This window comes from Sorangium sp. So ce726 (assembly GCF_051521405.1).
Classification (GTDB): Bacteria; Myxococcota_A; Polyangia; order Polyangiales; family Polyangiaceae; genus Sorangium.
In genome coordinates, this window is the sequence record NZ_CP150349.1 from 8,606,981 (window position 1) to 8,623,804 (window position 16,824).

13 protein-coding genes are annotated in these 16,824 nt (G+C 72.8%); 7 read left to right on the forward strand and 6 right to left on the reverse strand.

Annotated features, from left to right (window positions below; genetic code table 11):
- Window positions 1–28 precede the first annotated feature (28 nt).
- The 4 genes from WME79_RS31760 to WME79_RS31775 are packed head-to-tail and all read right to left on the reverse strand — an operon-like array spanning window position 29 to window position 5,339.
- Window positions 29–637: a hypothetical protein gene (locus WME79_RS31760; protein WP_437522426.1), complete on the reverse strand. Its 609-nt coding sequence runs from the start codon at window positions 635–637 to the stop codon at window positions 29–31.
- A complete protein-coding gene (locus WME79_RS31765) occupies window positions 634–930 on the reverse strand; it encodes a hypothetical protein (protein WP_437522428.1) in 297 nt (98 codons plus the stop codon). The genes WME79_RS31760 and WME79_RS31765 overlap by 4 nt, the downstream gene beginning before the upstream one ends.
- On the reverse strand, window positions 917–1,579 hold the full coding sequence (locus tag WME79_RS31770) for a hypothetical protein (protein WP_437522430.1): 663 nt from the start codon (window positions 1,577–1,579) through the stop codon (window positions 917–919). The genes WME79_RS31765 and WME79_RS31770 overlap by 14 nt, the downstream gene beginning before the upstream one ends.
- Complete coding sequence (locus tag WME79_RS31775; RefSeq protein ID WP_437522432.1) at window positions 1,545–5,339, reverse strand: RHS repeat-associated core domain-containing protein; 3,795 nt, start codon at window positions 5,337–5,339, stop codon at window positions 1,545–1,547. The genes WME79_RS31770 and WME79_RS31775 overlap by 35 nt, the downstream gene beginning before the upstream one ends.
- 268 nt (window positions 5,340–5,607) lie before the next feature.
- On the opposite strand from WME79_RS31775, the gene WME79_RS31780 reads away from it, so the two are divergent.
- The 4 genes from WME79_RS31780 to WME79_RS31795 all read left to right on the forward strand — a co-directional run bounded on the left by WME79_RS31780 (window position 5,608) and on the right by WME79_RS31795 (window position 9,641).
- Entirely contained in the window at window positions 5,608–6,615 is a 1,008-nt protein-coding gene (locus WME79_RS31780) for a hypothetical protein (RefSeq protein WP_437522434.1), read from the forward strand.
- Window positions 6,616–6,882: 267 nt separating this feature from the next.
- Window positions 6,883–7,407 carry an Lrp/AsnC family transcriptional regulator gene (locus WME79_RS31785; RefSeq protein WP_437522437.1) on the forward strand — a complete coding sequence of 175 codons (525 nt, stop codon included), beginning with the start codon at window positions 6,883–6,885 and terminating at the stop codon, window positions 7,405–7,407.
- Window positions 7,404–8,402: an N-acetyltransferase family protein gene (locus WME79_RS31790; protein WP_437522440.1), complete on the forward strand. Its 999-nt coding sequence runs from the start codon at window positions 7,404–7,406 to the stop codon at window positions 8,400–8,402. The genes WME79_RS31785 and WME79_RS31790 overlap by 4 nt, the downstream gene beginning before the upstream one ends.
- Before the next feature lie 195 nt (window positions 8,403–8,597).
- The gene (locus tag WME79_RS31795) at window positions 8,598–9,641 is read left to right on the forward strand and encodes a lipase family protein (RefSeq protein WP_437522443.1); all 1,044 of its coding nucleotides are present in this window, start codon (window positions 8,598–8,600) and stop codon (window positions 9,639–9,641) included.
- Window positions 9,642–9,758: 117 nt separating this feature from the next.
- On the opposite strand, the gene WME79_RS31800 is transcribed toward WME79_RS31795, so the two are convergent.
- Both WME79_RS31800 and WME79_RS31805 read right to left on the reverse strand, forming a co-directional pair.
- Window positions 9,759–11,378 (reverse strand): ABC-F family ATP-binding cassette domain-containing protein, encoded by a 1,620-nt coding sequence (locus WME79_RS31800; RefSeq protein ID WP_437522446.1) that lies wholly within the window; start codon window positions 11,376–11,378, stop codon window positions 9,759–9,761.
- A gap of 82 nt (window positions 11,379–11,460) precedes the next feature.
- The gene (locus tag WME79_RS31805) at window positions 11,461–12,054 is read right to left on the reverse strand and encodes a formylmethanofuran dehydrogenase subunit E family protein (RefSeq protein ID WP_437522449.1); all 594 of its coding nucleotides are present in this window, start codon (window positions 12,052–12,054) and stop codon (window positions 11,461–11,463) included.
- 300 nt (window positions 12,055–12,354) lie between these two features.
- Between WME79_RS31805 and WME79_RS31810 the strand changes: the two genes are divergently transcribed.
- The 3 genes from WME79_RS31810 to WME79_RS31820 all read left to right on the forward strand — a co-directional run bounded on the left by WME79_RS31810 (window position 12,355) and on the right by WME79_RS31820 (window position 16,608).
- Window positions 12,355–13,956 (forward strand): serine/threonine protein kinase, encoded by a 1,602-nt coding sequence (locus WME79_RS31810; RefSeq protein ID WP_437522452.1) that lies wholly within the window; start codon window positions 12,355–12,357, stop codon window positions 13,954–13,956.
- Window positions 13,957–14,014: 58 nt separating this feature from the next.
- On the forward strand, window positions 14,015–14,950 hold the full coding sequence (locus tag WME79_RS31815; protein WP_437522455.1) for a tetratricopeptide repeat protein: 936 nt from the start codon (window positions 14,015–14,017) through the stop codon (window positions 14,948–14,950).
- A 71-nt stretch (window positions 14,951–15,021) separates the two neighbouring features.
- Window positions 15,022–16,608 carry a hypothetical protein gene (locus WME79_RS31820; RefSeq protein ID WP_437522458.1) on the forward strand — a complete coding sequence of 529 codons (1,587 nt, stop codon included), beginning with the start codon at window positions 15,022–15,024 and terminating at the stop codon, window positions 16,606–16,608.
- Window positions 16,609–16,824: the final 216 nt, after the last annotated feature.

Below are 16,824 nucleotides of genomic sequence, written 5' to 3' on the forward strand. Positions count from 1 at the left end.
AAAGCGACGGATTCCGGCGCAAGAGCCCTCAAGGAGCGGAGTCGCGGCCCGAGGTGCCCTGGCGCTCCTCGTGCAGCGCGATGGCGCGATCGAGCGCCTCCCTCGCGCCTCGCTTCTCCCGGGGGAATGCCTCCACGTGATCGCAACGAGTCCACACCAGCGCACGTGCGATGTCCGACAGCGCCGCCGCCGGCTCGTTCGGGTCGGCATGGCGGTGCACCTGAAAGAGCACTGGCACCTGCTCCGGCTGCCGTCCCGCCGCGATCAGGTCGGCGCGCAGCGTCGTCGTGCGGTGCACGCCAAGGGCGAGCCAGCGCGCCCGGCCGTCCACCGAGAGCACGACGACGTGTGCGCGCTTCAGGGCCTCGAGCTCGGCGCGCACCTCGTCGCTCTCCGCCGCGAGGCCCTCGATGGGCTCGTGCCAGGCGACCCCGCGCGTCACAACCAACGAGACGCGCAGCGGGAGGGCGGCGGCGCCGCGCGGCCAGAGCAGCTGAACCCCCGCTGGCGTCGGGCCGGCCTCGATCGACGCCGAGCGGGCGAGGCCGGCCAGGTGCCGGAGGAGCCGATAGGGGCTCCCGGTGGGGCCCATATAGTAGACGACGTGAAGCGGCTGCGGCTGGGCGGACGTGCTCACCAGTCGAGGTCCTCCTGCTCGACGACCACGCGCGCGTTGTCGAACAGCGCTGCGACGAGCTGCCGACGGTCGTCGAAGACGAGGCCCTGGGCGTAATCGACGATGCGGCCGCCGGGCTCCTCGTTGACACAGTGGACGCCCCAGAGCACCGGCTCACCCGTGGCGTCATCGCAGGTGCGAAGCGGCTCGGGCGCGCCGTCAGGCCCGTAGGCCGAGATGACGAGCGGCACGCCGCCGCCCTTGGCGGCCGCGCTGGCGGCGAGCTGGCGGCAGAGGAGGTTACTTGGCTTCATGGTCGGCCCTCATCTCTTCGTACAGCGCGATGGCGCGATCCAGTGCTTCCTTCGCGCCACGCAGTTCTTGCGGAAAAACCTCCACGTGATCGCAGCGTGGCCAGGTGAGCACCTGAACAATATCGGACGTCGGTGTCTTTATGACGTCTTCCCGACAATAGCAGTTGATCTGAAATACCACCGGAACGGTGTCTGGATCCCGCCCCGCAGAGATGAGGTCGGCGCGGAGCCTCAGGAGGAACTGCCGGTTGCGCTTGAACCGGTACGCCTGATTGTCGGTCACAAAGACGATGGCATGGGCACGTCTCAGCGCAGCGAGGCTCTCGGCGAAGCTGGTGCTGCCGCGATTCTCGGCGGCCTCCAAGGCCGCAAAGTCCGCCAGGGTAGGGGCTGGCCAGGTGCCGCGCAGCGAGGCGAAGAACAGGTGGAGGGAGTACACGACGTCGCCGAACGACCACAGGACGCGGCCCTCGCTCGGGACCAACGCGTCGGCCACCACGCCATCACCGCCCAGTGCGCAGAGGTGCCGGAGAAGCGCTTCGGGGGCGCTCATCGTGGTCTTGTAATAGAGCACATCCAAGCGCGGGTGAGGCGGATGGGAGGTCACCAGTTCGTCACCTGAAATCGACGTCGATATGATAGCTGACATGGCGGTTCTCGAACATCGCCGTCGCGTGCTGCTGGGAACTGTCGAAGACCATCCCTTGATCGTAGTCCACTATCCTGCCGTCGGGGTCCTTGTTCACCCAGTGATCGAGCCACTTCTTGGGTTTGCCCGTGCTGTCATCCCACGAAGCGAGATGCTGATGGGTTTCGTCTTCCATCTCCGGCCCGATGACCTGCATAGGGAACCCTCCGCCGAGGTACTTCGCGTCGGTGGCCACCTTCTCGCACAACATGGCGTTCTTCGGCGTTTTGATGGCGGCCTGACGCGCCTTGAGCGCTGGATCCGCCTCGAACCTGGCCCGGGCCGCGTCGCGCATTGCCTTCCGCTCGGCGTCGCTGATCGGCTCGGGCTGGATGATGCGTTTGCCGTAAACATCAGCCTCCGCCGTCGGATCCCCCCCTCTCGCATAGAGGTTCATCCCCCCTTCCAGCCCGATCGGATCCGGGCTGATGAACCTCCCCACCTCCGGGTCGTAGTACCGATGCCGGTTGTAGACGAGCCCCGTCTCCTCGTCCGCATACTGCCCCAGGAAGCGGATCGGCGTCGTGACGCCCCCCTCCCCGCTCCCCTCGATCCTCTTGCCCCAGGCCGATAGCCGCAGCTCCCCCGCCACGTCGCCGCGCTCGTCCAGGAGCCGCTCGGGCGTCCCCAGGGGATCGTTCACATAGTGGTACCAGCGCGACGCCACGTCGCCGCCCACCCGCCGGGTCTCGCCATGGGCGAGCGGGACAGCGCTCCCGCCGTCAAAGACGTAGGTCCGCTCCTCGACGACCCCATCGCCCTCGCGCGTGCGCACCTCATGCACCGGCACGTGCCGATCCCAGTAGAAGCGCGTGTGCGACACGAGCCGCGCCCCCGCGCCGTCCAGCGTCGAGACGCGCTTCTCGATCCGCCGCGCGAAGGCGTCGTACGAGAACTCCACCCGGCGCCCCTCCGGCGTCTCCACCCGGCGCAGGAGCCCGCGCCCGTCCCACGCATAGCGCGTGACCCGCGCCGCGCCGTCGCGCTTCTCCACGAGCCGACCCAGGTCGTCGTAGCGGTACGCCACGTCGCCGCGCCGGATCAGCCGGTCGCCGGGCCCGTGCTCGCGCGCCGGCGCTCCGGGGCCCGCGTCGACCAGGTTCCCCGTCGGATCGAAGGCGAAGACCTCGGACAGGCCTGCCTCCGCGAGGACCTCCAGCAGCCGCCCGGCCGGATCACGATGGTAGACCGTGCGGCCGCGGGTGAGATCCTCGACGGCCTCGAGCCGCCCCGTGGGGTCGTAGCTGTAGCGCGCGTCCACGACCGTCCCCGCCGGGCGCGAGCCCACCAAGTCGGGCTCACCCGCGCCGGCGCCCGGGCCCCTCGCCGCGCGGTGCACGACGCGGCGCGAGAGGCGCCCGACCGCATCGAAGGCGCTGTGCACCTCGCCCTCCCCAGGCAGCACGCGCGCGATCTCCCGGCCTAGCGGATCGAAGTGCCGGCGCACCACCTGCCGGCCATCGAGCGTCACCCGGGCCGCGCGGCCGTCCGGCGCGCGCTCCCACGACAGCGTGTGGCCGAGCGACGTCCTCCGCCCGATAGGGCGCCCCTCGGCGTCGTGGCTCACCTCGACGGTGAACGCCGGGCCACCCGGAGCCTGCTGCGTCTCGCGCACGATCCGCCCCATCGCGTCGCGCTCGAACGCAACGACCCCGTCCGGGCCCGACACCGATGCCAGGAAGCCGCGCGCGTCGTACGCGTACGCCTCGCGCTTGCCCTCCACCTCGCGGGCCACGAGCTGGCCGGCGAGATCGTAGACGAAATGGGTGGGCGCGCCGATCCCTGGCTCGACCCGCGTCTGCTGCCCGGCCGGATCGTACCGGTAGCGCAGCACGCGCCCGTCGAAGGTGCGCTCCTTCACCCGGCGCAGGGCGACGTCGTATTCGAACACGTGCTTTTCACCGCGCGCGTTCTCGGCCTCCAGCACCTCCCCCTCGCGCCCGTAGCGCATCCGCGCGGATCGGCCGGTCGCGTCGGTGACCTCGTGAAGCCAATGATAACCGCACCAAGCGATGCGCGACACGCGCCCTGCGCGGTCGGCGACGGAGACCAGCCTGCCCTCGCCATCGTAGGTGTAGCGCGCCGTGGCGCCCGCAGGATCCGTGGTCGCCGCGAGGTCCCCGCGCGGCGAGTAATGGAAGCGGCTCACCGCGCCCGTCGGATCGGTCATCGACAGCGTCCGGCCGAAGAAATCGTAGGTCCACTGCCACCTTCCGCCGCGCCGATCGAGGAGGGAGACCACATTGCCGTGCGCGTCGTGGCCGATGCGCACGGCGCTGCCGGTCGCATCCTCGGCCTCGACCATCTGTCCCCGCCGGTCGTACGCGAAGCGCCGCACCGCGCCGGTGGGATCCGTCGTCCGCACCGGCAGGCCGGCGGCGTCGCGCTCGATCGTCGTCGCGAGCCCCGCGGGATCGATCACGCGCACGACATCGCCCCGCGCGTCGCGCTCGTGGCGCACGACGCGGCCGAGGGGATCGGTCTGGGCCAGCAGCCGGCCTCGGGCGTCACGCTCGTAGCGCGTGACGGCCTGGAGCTGATCCGTCTCCGAGAGCAGGTGCCCGGCGTCGTCGTAGGTCGCCGACACCGCGTGCCCGCCGTCCACCTCGAGATCGAGCAGGCCGTGGCGATTGCCAAAGAAGCGCTTCACCTGCCGGGAATTGGCGACCTCGCGGTAGCCGTCCGGCAGGTAGGCGAAGCGGCAATGGTAGATGCCTCTGGCGCGCGTCGTGCCGTCGGCGAGCAGCGGCGGCAGCCCGTCGGCGAGGCCCGGATCAGGCCGGCCGTCGCGATCGCCCCAGGTCTCGACGCAGCGCCGCTCGCCGTCGTAGCGGTAGTGGAACGTGAGCCCGGCGCGATCGGTGTGCTCGGTGAGGAGGTTGCGCTCGTCGTAGGCGTGACGCGAGGTGAAGCCCTCGGCATCGACCGCCGTGACGAGGCGGCCGAGGTCGTCGTGCTCGTAGCGCGCGAAGGTGATCCAGCGCCCCTGGGAGGTTGCGTTGTAGACGCTGATGGAGACGATCCGCCCCTCGGGGCTCGACCCGAAGCGGACGCGCCGGCCGGCGCTGTCCAGCACCTCCGCGATCCTCGACCCTTCATACGAGATCGAGATCCGGTTCCCGGAGCGGTCCTCGATCGCCGTGAGCAGCCACTCCCGCTCCCCCTCGATCGGCAGCGCAAAGGCGTGGTAGAGGCCGTCGCCCCTGTCGAGACGGTAGCCGCCGCTCTCGCGCCGCAGCAGCCAGCCCCAGGGCCCGAGCGCCTCGCCGCCCTCGGGCAGCACGGGGAAGTCGACCGAGATGCCCTCGTCGGTCCAGACGCGCGTCGCGCGCCGGGTGATGGTGACACGCCAGCCGAGGCTGTGCGTCCAGCCGTAACCGAGACCGGCGTCGCGCTCGGCCATGGCCGAGGAGTAACGGCGGACGAAGGAGAACGGGAGCGGGCCGGGCAGCGAGAGATCGGTCCGCGGCACGGTGTACACGCGTCCGGTGACGACATCGACCGGCTCGCCTTCGGACCTCTGCCTCCCCTGCCCGGAGGGCGCGTGTTTCTGATCGCCGCCCCCGCCCTCTCCGCTCCCGCTCCCCCCGCCGCCGTTGCCGCTGCCGCCGCCGCTGCCATCGCCGCCGCTGCCGCCGGAGCCACCGCCGCCCCCCAGCACGGCGACGCCAGGACACATCCCCGGGGGAGCAGCGGCATCGGGCGCCGGTGCGGTCGACATGGCTCAGCGTGCCCTCCAGGCGGGTGCTTCGGTCGCGTGATCCGCGTGATCGCGGCGCAGGACGACGAGAACATATCGCCTCTGCGCAACGCCGAGCAACCCCGCTCGCCAGGACGCCCACCGCTCGCGGCGCCCCAATCGCCAGCTCACATGTGCAGGCCAGCGCGGCTTGCAGGACTCGAGCCTGCAGCGAGCGGACAGGCTCGATGTCGAGCACCGCTCGATGCGGCGCAGCGCAGGAGCGATGCTTCAGGTTAGGATGCGCGCGATGGGTACGGCGCTGACGGTGGAGCGCTACGCGGAGATGCGGGCGCAGATGGAGGCCGGGGGGCTCCGCGACGAGGTGCTCGCGCGCGCGGGGCTCACGGCCGACGAGTGGACGGCCGCGCAGCGCGAATGGCTCGAGCGGATGGGCGCGGAGCTCGAGCGCGGCAGCTTCGAGCTGACCAACCGCTACACGCAAGCCTTCCTCGAGCACCTGCGGGCGTTCGTCGCGGCCTCGCCGCCGGCGAGGGCGCCGTCCGGTCGAGCGCCGGCGGCACCGCGGCTCGCCGCGCCAGCGCCACGCCTCACGGCGCCGGCCGCGCACGCCGGCACAGCCCCGCTCCCGGACATGCCGGCGCTCGTCGCCGCCCTGCCCTTCGTGCCGAACGCGCCGCCCGGTCGAGCGCCGGCCGCACCGCGGCCCGCCGCGCCAGCGCCGCGCCCCGCGCCGGCCGCGCCCGCAGCGCTGGCCACGCCCGCCGGCACAGCCCCGCTTCCAGACATGGCTGCGCTCATCGCCGCCCTGCCCTTCGTGCCGAACGGGCCACCCGGTCGAGCGCCGGCCGCACCGCGGCCCGCCGCGCCAGCGCCGCGCCCCGCGGCGCCCGCCACACCCGCGGCGCCCGCCACACCCGCGGCGCCCGCCACGCTCGCGGCGCCCGCCACACCCGCCGGCACAGCCCCGCTTCCAGACATGGCTGCGCTCGTCGCCGCCCTGCCCTTCACCCCAGCGCCGGAAAAGCGGGGCGCCCCCGCGCCCCCGCCCACGCCGAGCGCCGCAGCCCACACGGCGCCCGCCCTCTCACTGGAGCAGTACGCCGCGCTCTGCGCGGAGCTCTCGCTGCACCCGCGGAGCGCCGCGGCGATCTACGCGCGCTACGGCCTCCGCGACGCGGCCACGTGGCAGGCCACGGACACCGCGTGGCAGGCCCGGATGCGCAGCGACTCCGCCCTCGAGGCGCGCTGGCAGCAGCTCATCGCCCACTACCGAGCCCACTATAGGACTCGCTGAGCCGACCCGCTCGCCAAGCCCACGCACGCGCCCCCGCAGCTCTCCACTTGCTCTGCTGCTGACCTGCCGCGCCGTCACACCCTGTCGAGATCGCGCCGCCCGACGCCCGACCTAAGACGCGAAGACCAGCGAGGCGTGCCTCACGGCCCAGGGCGTCAGCGTCCCACCGGCCATCGCCCCTCCTCGGCGACGCGACGCTTCGTTGCGCCTGACTTGCAAATCGAAAAATTTCATTCGATCCTGCATTCACTTCCAATGACAATAGCCATGGATGCCATCGATCTGAAAGCGATCCGCCTCCTCGCCCGCGACGCCCGCCGGTCGTGGGCGGACCTCGGCGAGGCGGTCGGCCTCTCCGCGCCCGCCGTGGCCGAACGGGTGCGGCGGCTCGAGGAGCGCGGCGTCATCACGGGGTGGGAGGCGCGCCTCGACGCCCGGGCCGTGGGCGCCGGGCTCACGGCCTTCATCTCCGTCTCGATCGCGAACCGGCGCGGTCGCGGCGAGTTCCTGCGCGCCATCGAGCGCGCGCCCGAGGTCCAGGAGTGCCACCACGTCGCCGGCGACGAGGACTACCTGCTCAAGGTGCGCTGCCGTGACACCGAGGCGCTCGAGCGCCTGCTCACGCAAGAGCTCAAGGCCCACGACGGCGTGGTACGCACGCGCACGACGGTCGTCCTCTCCACCGCCAAGGAGACCGCGCTCCCGCCCCTGCCGTCCGAAGAGGCGCGCGACGGCGAAGCGCGCCCCCGCAAGGCGCCCGGCCGCAGGGCCTCCCGGAAGGAGGCGCCGTGAGCGCCGACGGACTGCCGCCCTTCGCGGATCGAAGTGATCCCGGCGATCGCCGCGATCATCCGATCGACGAGCGCGACCTCGCGGCGCTCGCGGCCGCCATCCAGGACGCGGCGATCCCGCAGCGCGACTTCTCGCACGCGCGCCACCTGCTCCTCGCCCTCCACTACGTGCGCGCCCACGGGGCCGAGGGGGCGCTCGCGCGCATGCGCTCCGCGCTGCAGGCCTTCAACGCCCGGCATCCGCCGACCTACGGTTATCACGAGACGATCACGGCCGCCTGGACCACGCTCGTCGCCCGCCACGCCGCCGAGCACGGAGGCGCCGCGGTCCACGAGCTCGCGGAGGGCCTCCTCGACCGCTACCGCAGCAGCAAGGCGCTCTTCGCCCACTACTCTCGCGCACGGCTGCTCTCGGACGACGCCCGCGCCGCGTTCGTCGCGCCCGACCTCGCGCCGCTCCCGGCGCCTGGCGACGGCGTGCGCATCCGCCTGGCGACCGAGGTCGATCTCGCGGCGATCGAGGAGATCTATGCGTTCTACGTCGAGCGCTCGACCTGCACCTTCGCCACCACCATCCCGACCCGGGCGGAGCGGCGCGCCTGGCTCGCCGCGCACGGGCCGCTCCACCCCGCCACCGTGGCTGTCGAGGGCGACGGGGCCGTGGTCGGCTGGGGGTCGCTGTCCCTGTGGAACCCGCGCGAAGCCTACGCCCGCTCCGTCGAGAACTCGGTTTACGTGCGCGACGGCCTCCACCGGCGCGGGCTCGGGCGCCGCATCCTCACCGACCTCGTGAGCCGCGCGATCTCGCTCGGCCACCGCACGATCATCGCGCAGATCGCCGGGGATCAGGCGGCGAGCGTCGCGCTGCACCGCGCGCTCGGGTTCGAGGACGCCGGGCTGCTCCGCGACGTCGGGCACAAATTCGACCGCTGGCTCGACGTGATCCTGATGCAGCGGGCGCTCCCCCACCCCGCGCGCGATGGCCAGCATCCGTGAGTTAACTCACGCGAGCACCATCGACGTGCCCGGTCACGCGACCTGAACGCGCACGGAAACGCAGCCATCGCCATCGAAAGGATCACCTCGGGATTCAAAGCGTCGCGGACTCACGCGGCGAGGCCGTCTCGAGTCGTCCTGAGCGAATGGCACCATGGCGCCGCCCCCACGAGCGCAGAAAGCAGCAGCACAGGCATGTTCGTCACCAACGTTCAGCGCCAGGAGGGACGCAAGGAAGCCCCTGGCGACTCCAGGGCCCTCGATCTGCTGGGCAAGATGGAGCGGAACGAGCGAGGGTACGATGAAACGATCGCGTATGCCCTCTCGCTCGCGTCCGCGTGGTCGTACTCGGATCCGCAGACGCTCCACGACGTGATGAACAGCCTCGGATTCGAGAACCGGTGCTACACCATCACGCTGAGCAACGATGCCCTCTTCGTGCACACGAGCGCGTCGCTCCTCCAGCACGTGGACGGCTCGGCGGCGATCCTGTGTTTCCGCGGCACGGAGCCGGCGAACACCATCCGCTGGCTGACCGACGCCAGCTTCGAGCCGGATCGGTGCCGCGCGTGGGGGGCCGTGCACGGCAGCTTGTACCGCAGCCTCAGGCCCATGGAGCGCTACATCGCCTTCCGTCTGAAGAGGGCGATGAGCGCGCAATCGGTCGTCGACCAGAAGAGCGAGCTCGTCTCGGTGGACGCCCCCGTGTGCTCCGACGCGATGGGCGAGCCCCTCAAGAGCGGCCTGAAGGCGCTCTACATCACAGGACACAGCCTGGGTGGCGCGATGGCGGCCCTCGCTGCAGCCGAGCTCTTCGAGGACGAGGCGCACGAGGACATCAGGGACGTGGTGCGCGGGATCTACACGTACGGACAGCCGCGCATCGGAGATGAGGTGTTCGCCCGGAGATGCCAGGACGCTTACGGGCGCCTGCTCTTCCGGCACATCCATGCCAACGACCTCGTGCCGATGTTCCCGCCGCTGTCGACAGGGAGGTTCGATCACTTCGGTCACGAGCTCCGCTCGAGCGCGGCGGGCTGGGTGTTCTCGAACCAGCCCGCGCGGCGGACCTGCGCGGCGCTCTTCAGCTCGGCCGTGGGCGTGCTGGCCCGGGTCACGCAGCGGCTCCCCCTCGTCGGCCGGCTGCGGCTGCCGCTATCATGGGACGACCACGCGCCGCACAGGTACGTGAGCGTCTCCCAGCGATCGTTGCGGCTGCACCGGCTGGAGCTCGATTGAGCGGGAGGTCGGGGCCACGGCGGGAGCCACCGTGGCCGAGCCAGGAGCCGGCGAACGGATCCGGGCGGGCCCGGGAGAGCACCCATTCGGGCGCGCCCCGGGGCTCCGGCGGGGGCGCTACGAGGCCCTGGCGTTCTTCAGCGCTTCCGGGTTCCCCGGCCCCTCGAGGTACTCGTCGTACGTGCCGTTGAAGACGCGCGGATCCTTCGACGACAGATCGAGCACGCGGGTGCCGAGCTTGCCCACGAAGTGCCGGTCGTGGCTCGTCACGACGACCGTCCCCTTGTACTCGACGAGCGCCTGGAGGAGCGCGTCGATGCTCTCGACGTCGAGGTGGTTCGTCGGCTCGTCGAGCACCACGATGTTGTTCTTCACCAGGATGAGCTTCGCGAGGAACAGGCGCGCCGCCTCGCCGCCGGAGAGGTTCTCCGTCTTCTTGAGCCCGGCCTCGCCGCTGAAGAGCAGCTTCCCGAGCACCGAGCGCACATGCTCCTTCGGGGCGGACGGGTCGAAGCGGTACAGCCAGTCATAGGCCGTGAACCCCGCCTCGATCGCCTCGTGGTGATCCTGCGCGAAGTAGCCGACGTTCGTGTCGTGGCCCCACGTGACGGCCCCGGCGTCCGGCGTGTATTCGCCGACGAGGAGCTTGAGCAGCGTCGACTTGCCGATGCCGCTCGGCCCGATGACCGCGAGCTTGTCGCCGCGGTTCAGGTTGAAATCGAGCTTCTGGATCACGCGCCGATCGCCAAAGCTCTTGGAGAGCCCCTCGACGCGCAGCACGTCGCGGCCAGAGGGCTTCTCGATCTCGAACTTGATATACGGGCGCACGACGCTCGAGCGCCGCACCTGGATGCCCGCCTCGAGCTTCTCGATCTCCTTCACGCGCGACTGCGCCTGGCTCGACCGGCTCGCGCTCGCGCCGAAGCGGGCCACGAAGTCCTTGAGCTCGGCGATCTTCTTCTTCTTCTGCGCGGCGTCGGCCTCCGACTGGCGCTTGCCGGTCGTCTTCTGCTCGATGAAGTCGTCGTAGTCGCCCGTGTAGAGCGTGACCGTCTGGTAGTCGACGTCGGCGACGTGCGTCGCGATCGCGTTCATGAAGTGCCGGTCGTGGCTGACGACGAGGAGCGTGCCGCGGAAGGTGTCGGTCAGGTACGACTCGAGCCATCGGATCGAGTCGAGGTCGAGGTGGTTCGTCGGCTCGTCGAGGAGCAGGACGTCCGCGCCCCCGAAGAGCGTCTGGGCGATGAGGACGCGGAGTTTGTACCCGCCCGCGAGCGTGCTCACCGCGCTCGTGTGCCGGGTGGTCGCGATCCCGAGCCCCTCGAGGATCTCGGCGGCGCGCGACTCGGCGGTGTAGCCGTCCTCCTCGCCGATCGTCCCCTCGAGCTCGGCCAGCCGCATGCCGACCTCGTCGGTCATCTCGACCTCGTACAGCCGATCGCGCTCCTGCATCGCGTCCCAGAGCGCCCGGTTCCCCATCAGGACCGTGTCGATGATCCTGCAGGACTCGTAGGCGAAATGGTCCTGCTTGAGCACCCCGACGCGGAGCTGCCTCGGGATCTCGACCGCGCCCTGATCCGACTCCTCCTCGCCGGAGATGACCTTGAGGAGCGTCGATTTCCCCGCTCCGTTCGCGCCGACGAGCACGTAGCGCTTGCCGGGGTCGAAGCGCATCGTGACGTTCTCGAAGAGAATTTTGGGACCGTACCGCTTGGTGAGCTTTTCGAGCGTGATCATCTCAGCGGCGCCGGGCGTAGCACGTGTGCGCCTGCGGTTCCGGTGAATTCCGGAGGCAGCGCGCCCCCCGGGGGCAAGCGCGTCACCTCGGCGCGCCGGGCGGCGGGCTGGCGACGGGCGCCGGCGCTTCCTCGAATACCTCGGCGTCTGGCAAGGAGAGGACCTCCCTGCCGGCCGATTCCAGCTTCTCTCGCGGCACGTCGCGGAAACGCGCGCGGAAGGCCGCCGACGGGCGGAGGGTCACCGCCTGCCCGGTCGACCTGCGCCTGTACGTGGTCTCCACGCCATCCTCGCTCGCCTCGATCAGGCTGAGATTCAGCTTCCCGAGGCTGGCGCCCGTCGCCGCGGCGGCGCCGTCGGCGATGCAGGAGAACTGCACGCTCCGCGGGCTGTGGTGGATCACCTCGAGGTCGAAGCTCCTCGCGGGCAGCCCGAGCCTCGCGAGCGCAAAACGCCCCATGCGGTAGCCGGCGACGGCCCACGGCCCCGCCCCGCCGTGGATCGCGGCGACGGCGCGGATCTCGTCCTCCGGGGCCTCCGCGGACGGCCGGCCGGCGGGCTCCTGCGCAGGGCCCTCCGGGCGATGGGCGCCCTCGCCGGCGCCCGCGCCGCCGCACCGGATCGAGGAAACGGCGGCGAGGAGGATCAACGCCGCGTGGCTCATCGTGTTGCGCATGCTCGCTCGATCCCCTGGGAGGCCGGCGAAGTGTCCCTGTTCGCGCGCGACGTCAAGGGCGTCGGGCCCCGCGCCGAGCCGCGCGCCGCTGCCCGCGACGCCCGGGATCCGCCCGATCCGGCGAGCGCGCGGGCGTGCCTTGGACGGTTTCACGCACCGCGGCGTCAGACCGCGGTAACATGCGCCCGTCATGCCTCGCGCGCCCGCCAGCCGTCCCCGTCGCTCCAGCCGCGCCGGCCTCGCTGGTCTCGCCGGCGAGGCGACGACCCACGTGGCCCGGGCCGAGGGTGATCCTCGCCGATGACCCGGGTCCACCCTGAAGGCTTCCGGCCCGAAGCGCTCGTAGGCCAGGTCCTGCGCGGCAAGTGGCGGCTGGAGCGCCTGCTGGGCTTCGGCGGGATGGCCATGGTCTACGCCGCCACGCACCGCAACGGGATGCGCGGCGCGGTGAAGATCCTCCGCCGCGAGCTGTCCGAGGACGAGGAGGCGCGCTCGCGCTTCCTGCGCGAGGGCTACGTCGCCAACCGCGTCGAGCACCCAGGCATCGTCCGGGTGCTCGACGACGACGTCACCGACGACGGCTCCGTGTTCCTGGTGATGGAGCTGCTCGAGGGCGAGACCGTCGAGGCGCGCCGCGCGCGCGAGCCGGGCGGCGTGCTCGGCGTGAGCGAGGTGCTCGGCATCGCCGACGACCTGCTCGACGTGCTCGCCGTCGCGCACGAGCGCGGGATCGTGCACCGCGACCTCAAGCCGGACAACCTGTTCCTCACGCGCCAGGGGCAGCTGAAGGTGCTCGACTTCGGCATCGCGCGGCTGCGCGAGCTCTCCTCCTCCCCGGCGAACGCCTCCACGCGGGCCGGCACCCTGATGGGGACGCCGCAGTTCATGCCGCCGGAGCAGGCGAGGGGGCAGTGGGACAGGGTCGACCCGCGCAGTGATCTGTGGGCCGTCGGGAGCACGATGTACCAGCTCCTCTCGGGGCGGTACGTGCACGAGGCCGAGACGCTCCCGCTGCTGCTCCTCGCGGCGATGACGCAGCCGGCGCCGCCCGTGGGCAGCGTCCTTCCAGCCCTGCCCCCGCCGATCGCCGGCGTGATGGACGTGGCGCTCGCGTTCGACCCCGACCGCCGCTGGCCGAACGCCCGCGCGATGCAGCGCGCCCTCCGCCAGGCGCGGGGCGGCGCGGCGCTCGAGCTGGCCCCGGGCGCGCCCCCGGATGCCGGGCGCGCGCCCCTGCACTCGGAGCCCGGGCGCGGGCTCCTGCACTCGGATCCCGGACGCCCGTCGGCGCAGGCGCGAGGTCCCGGGAGCGGGCCGCGCGGCACGGAGTTCGCCGCGGCGGGCACGGCCAGCGGCGTCCCGGCCGGCGGCGGCGCGGCCAGCACCGGCACGGTCTCGCCGGTCGTGGAGCGCTCGGCCAGGGGGGAGCGCTCCGCGCCGCGCGCGGCGGCCACGGGCGCGCTCCTCGCCGGCGCCGGCGTGCTGGCCGTGGGTGTCCTGGTCGCGCTCGTGTGGTGGCAGCGCGCGGGCGCCAGGGGCGCGGAGGATCCGTCGCACAGCTCCACGGTGGAGGCCGAGCCGCGCCCCACCGCGGGCGCCGGGGCGACGACCGCGCCGCCCGACAGCGCAGGCTCGTCCGGAGCCGGTGTGCAGCCGGCGCCGTCCGGCGATGCGGTCCCCGCGATCGCGCCGTCCGCGCCCGCGACCACGCCGGAGCCCGAGACCGCGACGGCCGCGAGCGCGGCCTCAGGCGCGGCGCCGGCGAGCGCGACCGCGGCCACGCCGAGGCCCGCCGCCGGGGGCAGGGCGCGATCACCCGCGACCGCGACGAAGGCGCCCGCCACGCCTGCGCCGGCCCCCGCGCCGACGCCGGCGGAGGACCCGTACAACCGGAGACGTTGAGGTCGCACGGATGCGTAGATCGAGCCCGCGTAGACGATTCCCGGCGGAGGTGCTCGCCGTGGGAGGAGCCGTGCTCCTCGCCTGCTCCGACGCCTCCGCGCAGGGGCGCGATCCTGCGGCCGCGGAGGCGCTGTTCGACGCCGGCAGGGCGGCGCTGCAGGCGAAGGACTACGACGCCGCGTGCCCGAAATTCCGGGAGAGCTACGAGCTCGATCCGGCGCCCGGGGCGCTGCTCAACCTCGGCGACTGCGAGGAGAAGCGCGGCAGGGTCGCGACCGCGTGGTCGATCTTCCGGCAGCTCGCGCGCGATCTGCCCGCGAACGACGACCGCCGCCCCATCGCCCAGTCGCGCGCGGCGGCGCTCGAGGCCCGCGTGCCGAAGCTCACGATCCGGCTCGCGCCGGGGGCGCCCGCGGACACGGCGGTGCAGCGCGCGGGGGTCCCGGTCGGCGCGGGCTCGCTGGGCTCGCCGTTGCCGGTGGACCCGGGCGAGCTCCAGGTGACGGCGGCGGCGCCGGGCCGGAAGCAGAAGATCTTCACGGTGCAGCTCGCGGAGGGCGCGCAGATCGAGCTGCTCGTGGCGCCGGAGGAGCCCGCGGCCGCAGCGGGCGCGGGGCCTGCGCTCCCCCCGAAGACCGCCCCGCAGGAGGCGGGGGGCTCGCCCCGGCGGACAGCAGGCTGGATCAGCGCCGGCGTCGGCGCGGTCGGGATCGGCGTCGGCGCCGTGTTCGGCGTGCGCGCGATCGGGAAGAAGGCCGACGCGGAGGCGTACTGCGACGAGGACAACGTCTGCCTGGACCCGGGGATCAAGCTGCAGAAGCAGGGCGTGACCGCGGGGACGATCTCGACGGTCGCATTCCTGGTCGGGGCGGCGGCGCTGGGCACGGGCGCGGTGCTCGTCTTCACGGCGCCCTCCTCGGGGCAAGGGTCGCCGGCGCCCCGGGCCACGATCGGCGTGGTGCCGGGAGGCGCCGTGGCGACTGTAATCTTTTGACGGCAGCTGCGCGGCGTCGCCGCGAGGGAGGGGCCCGGGTGGTGAAGCGCGATCAGAGGAGCATCCGAGCCGTGTTCTCCGCCGTCCTGCTCGTCGCCGCGGGCGTGGGAGGTTGCAACGCGCTCATCGGCCTCGAGGTCGGCCAGCTGGACGCATCGACGGGCACGGGCGGCGCGGGCACGGGCGGAGGGGCCGAGGGCGGCGCTGGCAGCGACGGCGGCGGCGCTGGCACGGGCGGCAGCGGCGGAGGCGGCGGCGCGGGCACGGGCGGCAGCGGCGGCGCGGGCACGGGCGGCAGCGGCGAGGTGCCCTTCTGCAGCGGGGATCGCGAGGGCGCCATCCGCGGGCCGCAGGCGCGCTGGGGCACGACCGTCGGGCTCGACGTCGCCGACGTCGCGGCGCACGGCGACGGGGTGACGGCCATCGTCAACGAGAAGGGCACGATCTCCGTCGCGCGGTGGGCGCGCGGCGGCACCCGCGACGGCGGGTACGGGCTCACGGCGACCGATCTGCTGGAAGGCGACATCAAGGCCACGCACCTCTCCATCGGCCAGGGGCTCGCCTATGTGGCCGGGTGGTCGGACAGCGGCACCCAGCTGGCCGGCGCGTCCACCGGGTGCGCCATCAGCGGGCTCGCGCTCTCTCACCCGAGCTTCCTCGCTGCGCTCGACGAGAAGGGCCAGTGCCGGTGGGCGTGGTCGCCGGACGGCGGCGCCACCTCCACCCCGCTCGGCCTCGCGGCGGCGCCCGGCGCGGTGGTGATCGCCGCCTCGGTGAAGGGGCCGAGCGTGAACGACGGCGCGTGCACCCTCGCGATGGGCGGCGCGGAGACGTCCGTGGGGCTGGCCGCGCTCGATCCGGCGGCGGGCAGTTGCCGGTGGGCGATGCCCATCGGCCCGTCGCCGGCCGTGACCGTCGGGGAGCTCCTTGTCGACGAGGCGCGCGGCGAGGTGCTGGCGGTCGGCCGCTACGAGGGGGAGGAGGGCTACGTCGTCGGGGGAGCGCTGCTCCCTCCCTCGCAGGATCGCGATGTGTTCGTGGCGCGCTTCGCGCTGACCGAGGGGTCGGTCAAGGGCGTCGACGCGTTCCCCCTCCCCGGGCGTCAGGACGTGGAGCAGCGCGGGGCCGCGCTGCTCCCGGGCGGTGACGTCGTGATCGTCGGCTCCTACGCCGGCTCGCTCGATTTCGGGGAGGGCTGCCCGCCGGCGCCCGAGGAGGACGCGCCGAACATGGAGAACTTCTTCGTCATGCGCGTCTCCGGCCCGTCCGTGGTCTGGGGCCGCGGGTTCGGCGACGCGGGGCATCGGCAGTGGGTCGCCAGCGTGGCGGTGGACGCCGATGGACTGATCTACGTGACGGGGAACTACCAGGGTGAGATCGACCTGGGGAACGGCGGGAAGCTCGTCGCTCCCGCGACGGACGCCGATCCGATGGTCGGGTTTCTGCTCGTGCTCGACGCCCGCGGCAACGTCGTCTCCGCCTCCGAGCTGAAGGGGACGGGCGACGCTTACGTGTGGGCCGCCGCGCCCGGCCCAGCCCCGGGCGACGCCCTCTATCTCGGCGGGGAGCTGGGCAGCACCCTCGATATCGGGCGCGACCCGCCGCTCACCAACGCGGTGGGGAGCGGGTTCGTCGCCGAGCTCCCGGGCGTGCGGTGAGCCCCGTTGTCCGGCGCGCCGGGCGGTGAGCGCTCGATGCCCCACCCCACGCGCCGGCCGCTGCGACCGGATCGCCTCGGCGCGCGCTCCGGCCGATGGTGGATGGCGGAGAGCGCGGCTTTCGGTGAGGGACGCGCCGGAACCCTCTCGACTCCTGGAGCGACGCTCGCCATGAAGTCGATGGTGGCGAGCGAGGCGAGAGCTCTCGCTGGCGGC

Bases quoted from the DNA above. Each gene is read 5' to 3' on its own strand.
- WME79_RS31785 (WP_437522437.1), top strand. From the start codon at position 6,883: ATGGATGCCATCGATCTGAAAGCGATCCGCCTCCTCGCCCGCGACGCC.
- WME79_RS31810 (WP_437522452.1), top strand. From the start codon at position 12,355: ATGACCCGGGTCCACCCTGAAGGCTTCCGGCCCGAAGCGCTCGTAGGC.
- WME79_RS31805 (WP_437522449.1), bottom strand. From the start codon at position 12,054: ATGCGCAACACGATGAGCCACGCGGCGTTGATCCTCCTCGCCGCCGTT.
- WME79_RS31775 (WP_437522432.1), bottom strand. From the start codon at position 5,339: ATGTCGACCGCACCGGCGCCCGATGCCGCTGCTCCCCCGGGGATGTGT.
- WME79_RS31795 (WP_437522443.1), top strand. From the start codon at position 8,598: ATGTTCGTCACCAACGTTCAGCGCCAGGAGGGACGCAAGGAAGCCCCT.
- WME79_RS31800 (WP_437522446.1), bottom strand. From the start codon at position 11,378: ATGATCACGCTCGAAAAGCTCACCAAGCGGTACGGTCCCAAAATTCTC.
- WME79_RS31765 (WP_437522428.1), bottom strand. From the start codon at position 930: ATGAAGCCAAGTAACCTCCTCTGCCGCCAGCTCGCCGCCAGCGCGGCC.
- WME79_RS31780 (WP_437522434.1), top strand. From the start codon at position 5,608: ATGGGTACGGCGCTGACGGTGGAGCGCTACGCGGAGATGCGGGCGCAG.
- WME79_RS31770 (WP_437522430.1), bottom strand. From the start codon at position 1,579: ATGTCAGCTATCATATCGACGTCGATTTCAGGTGACGAACTGGTGACC.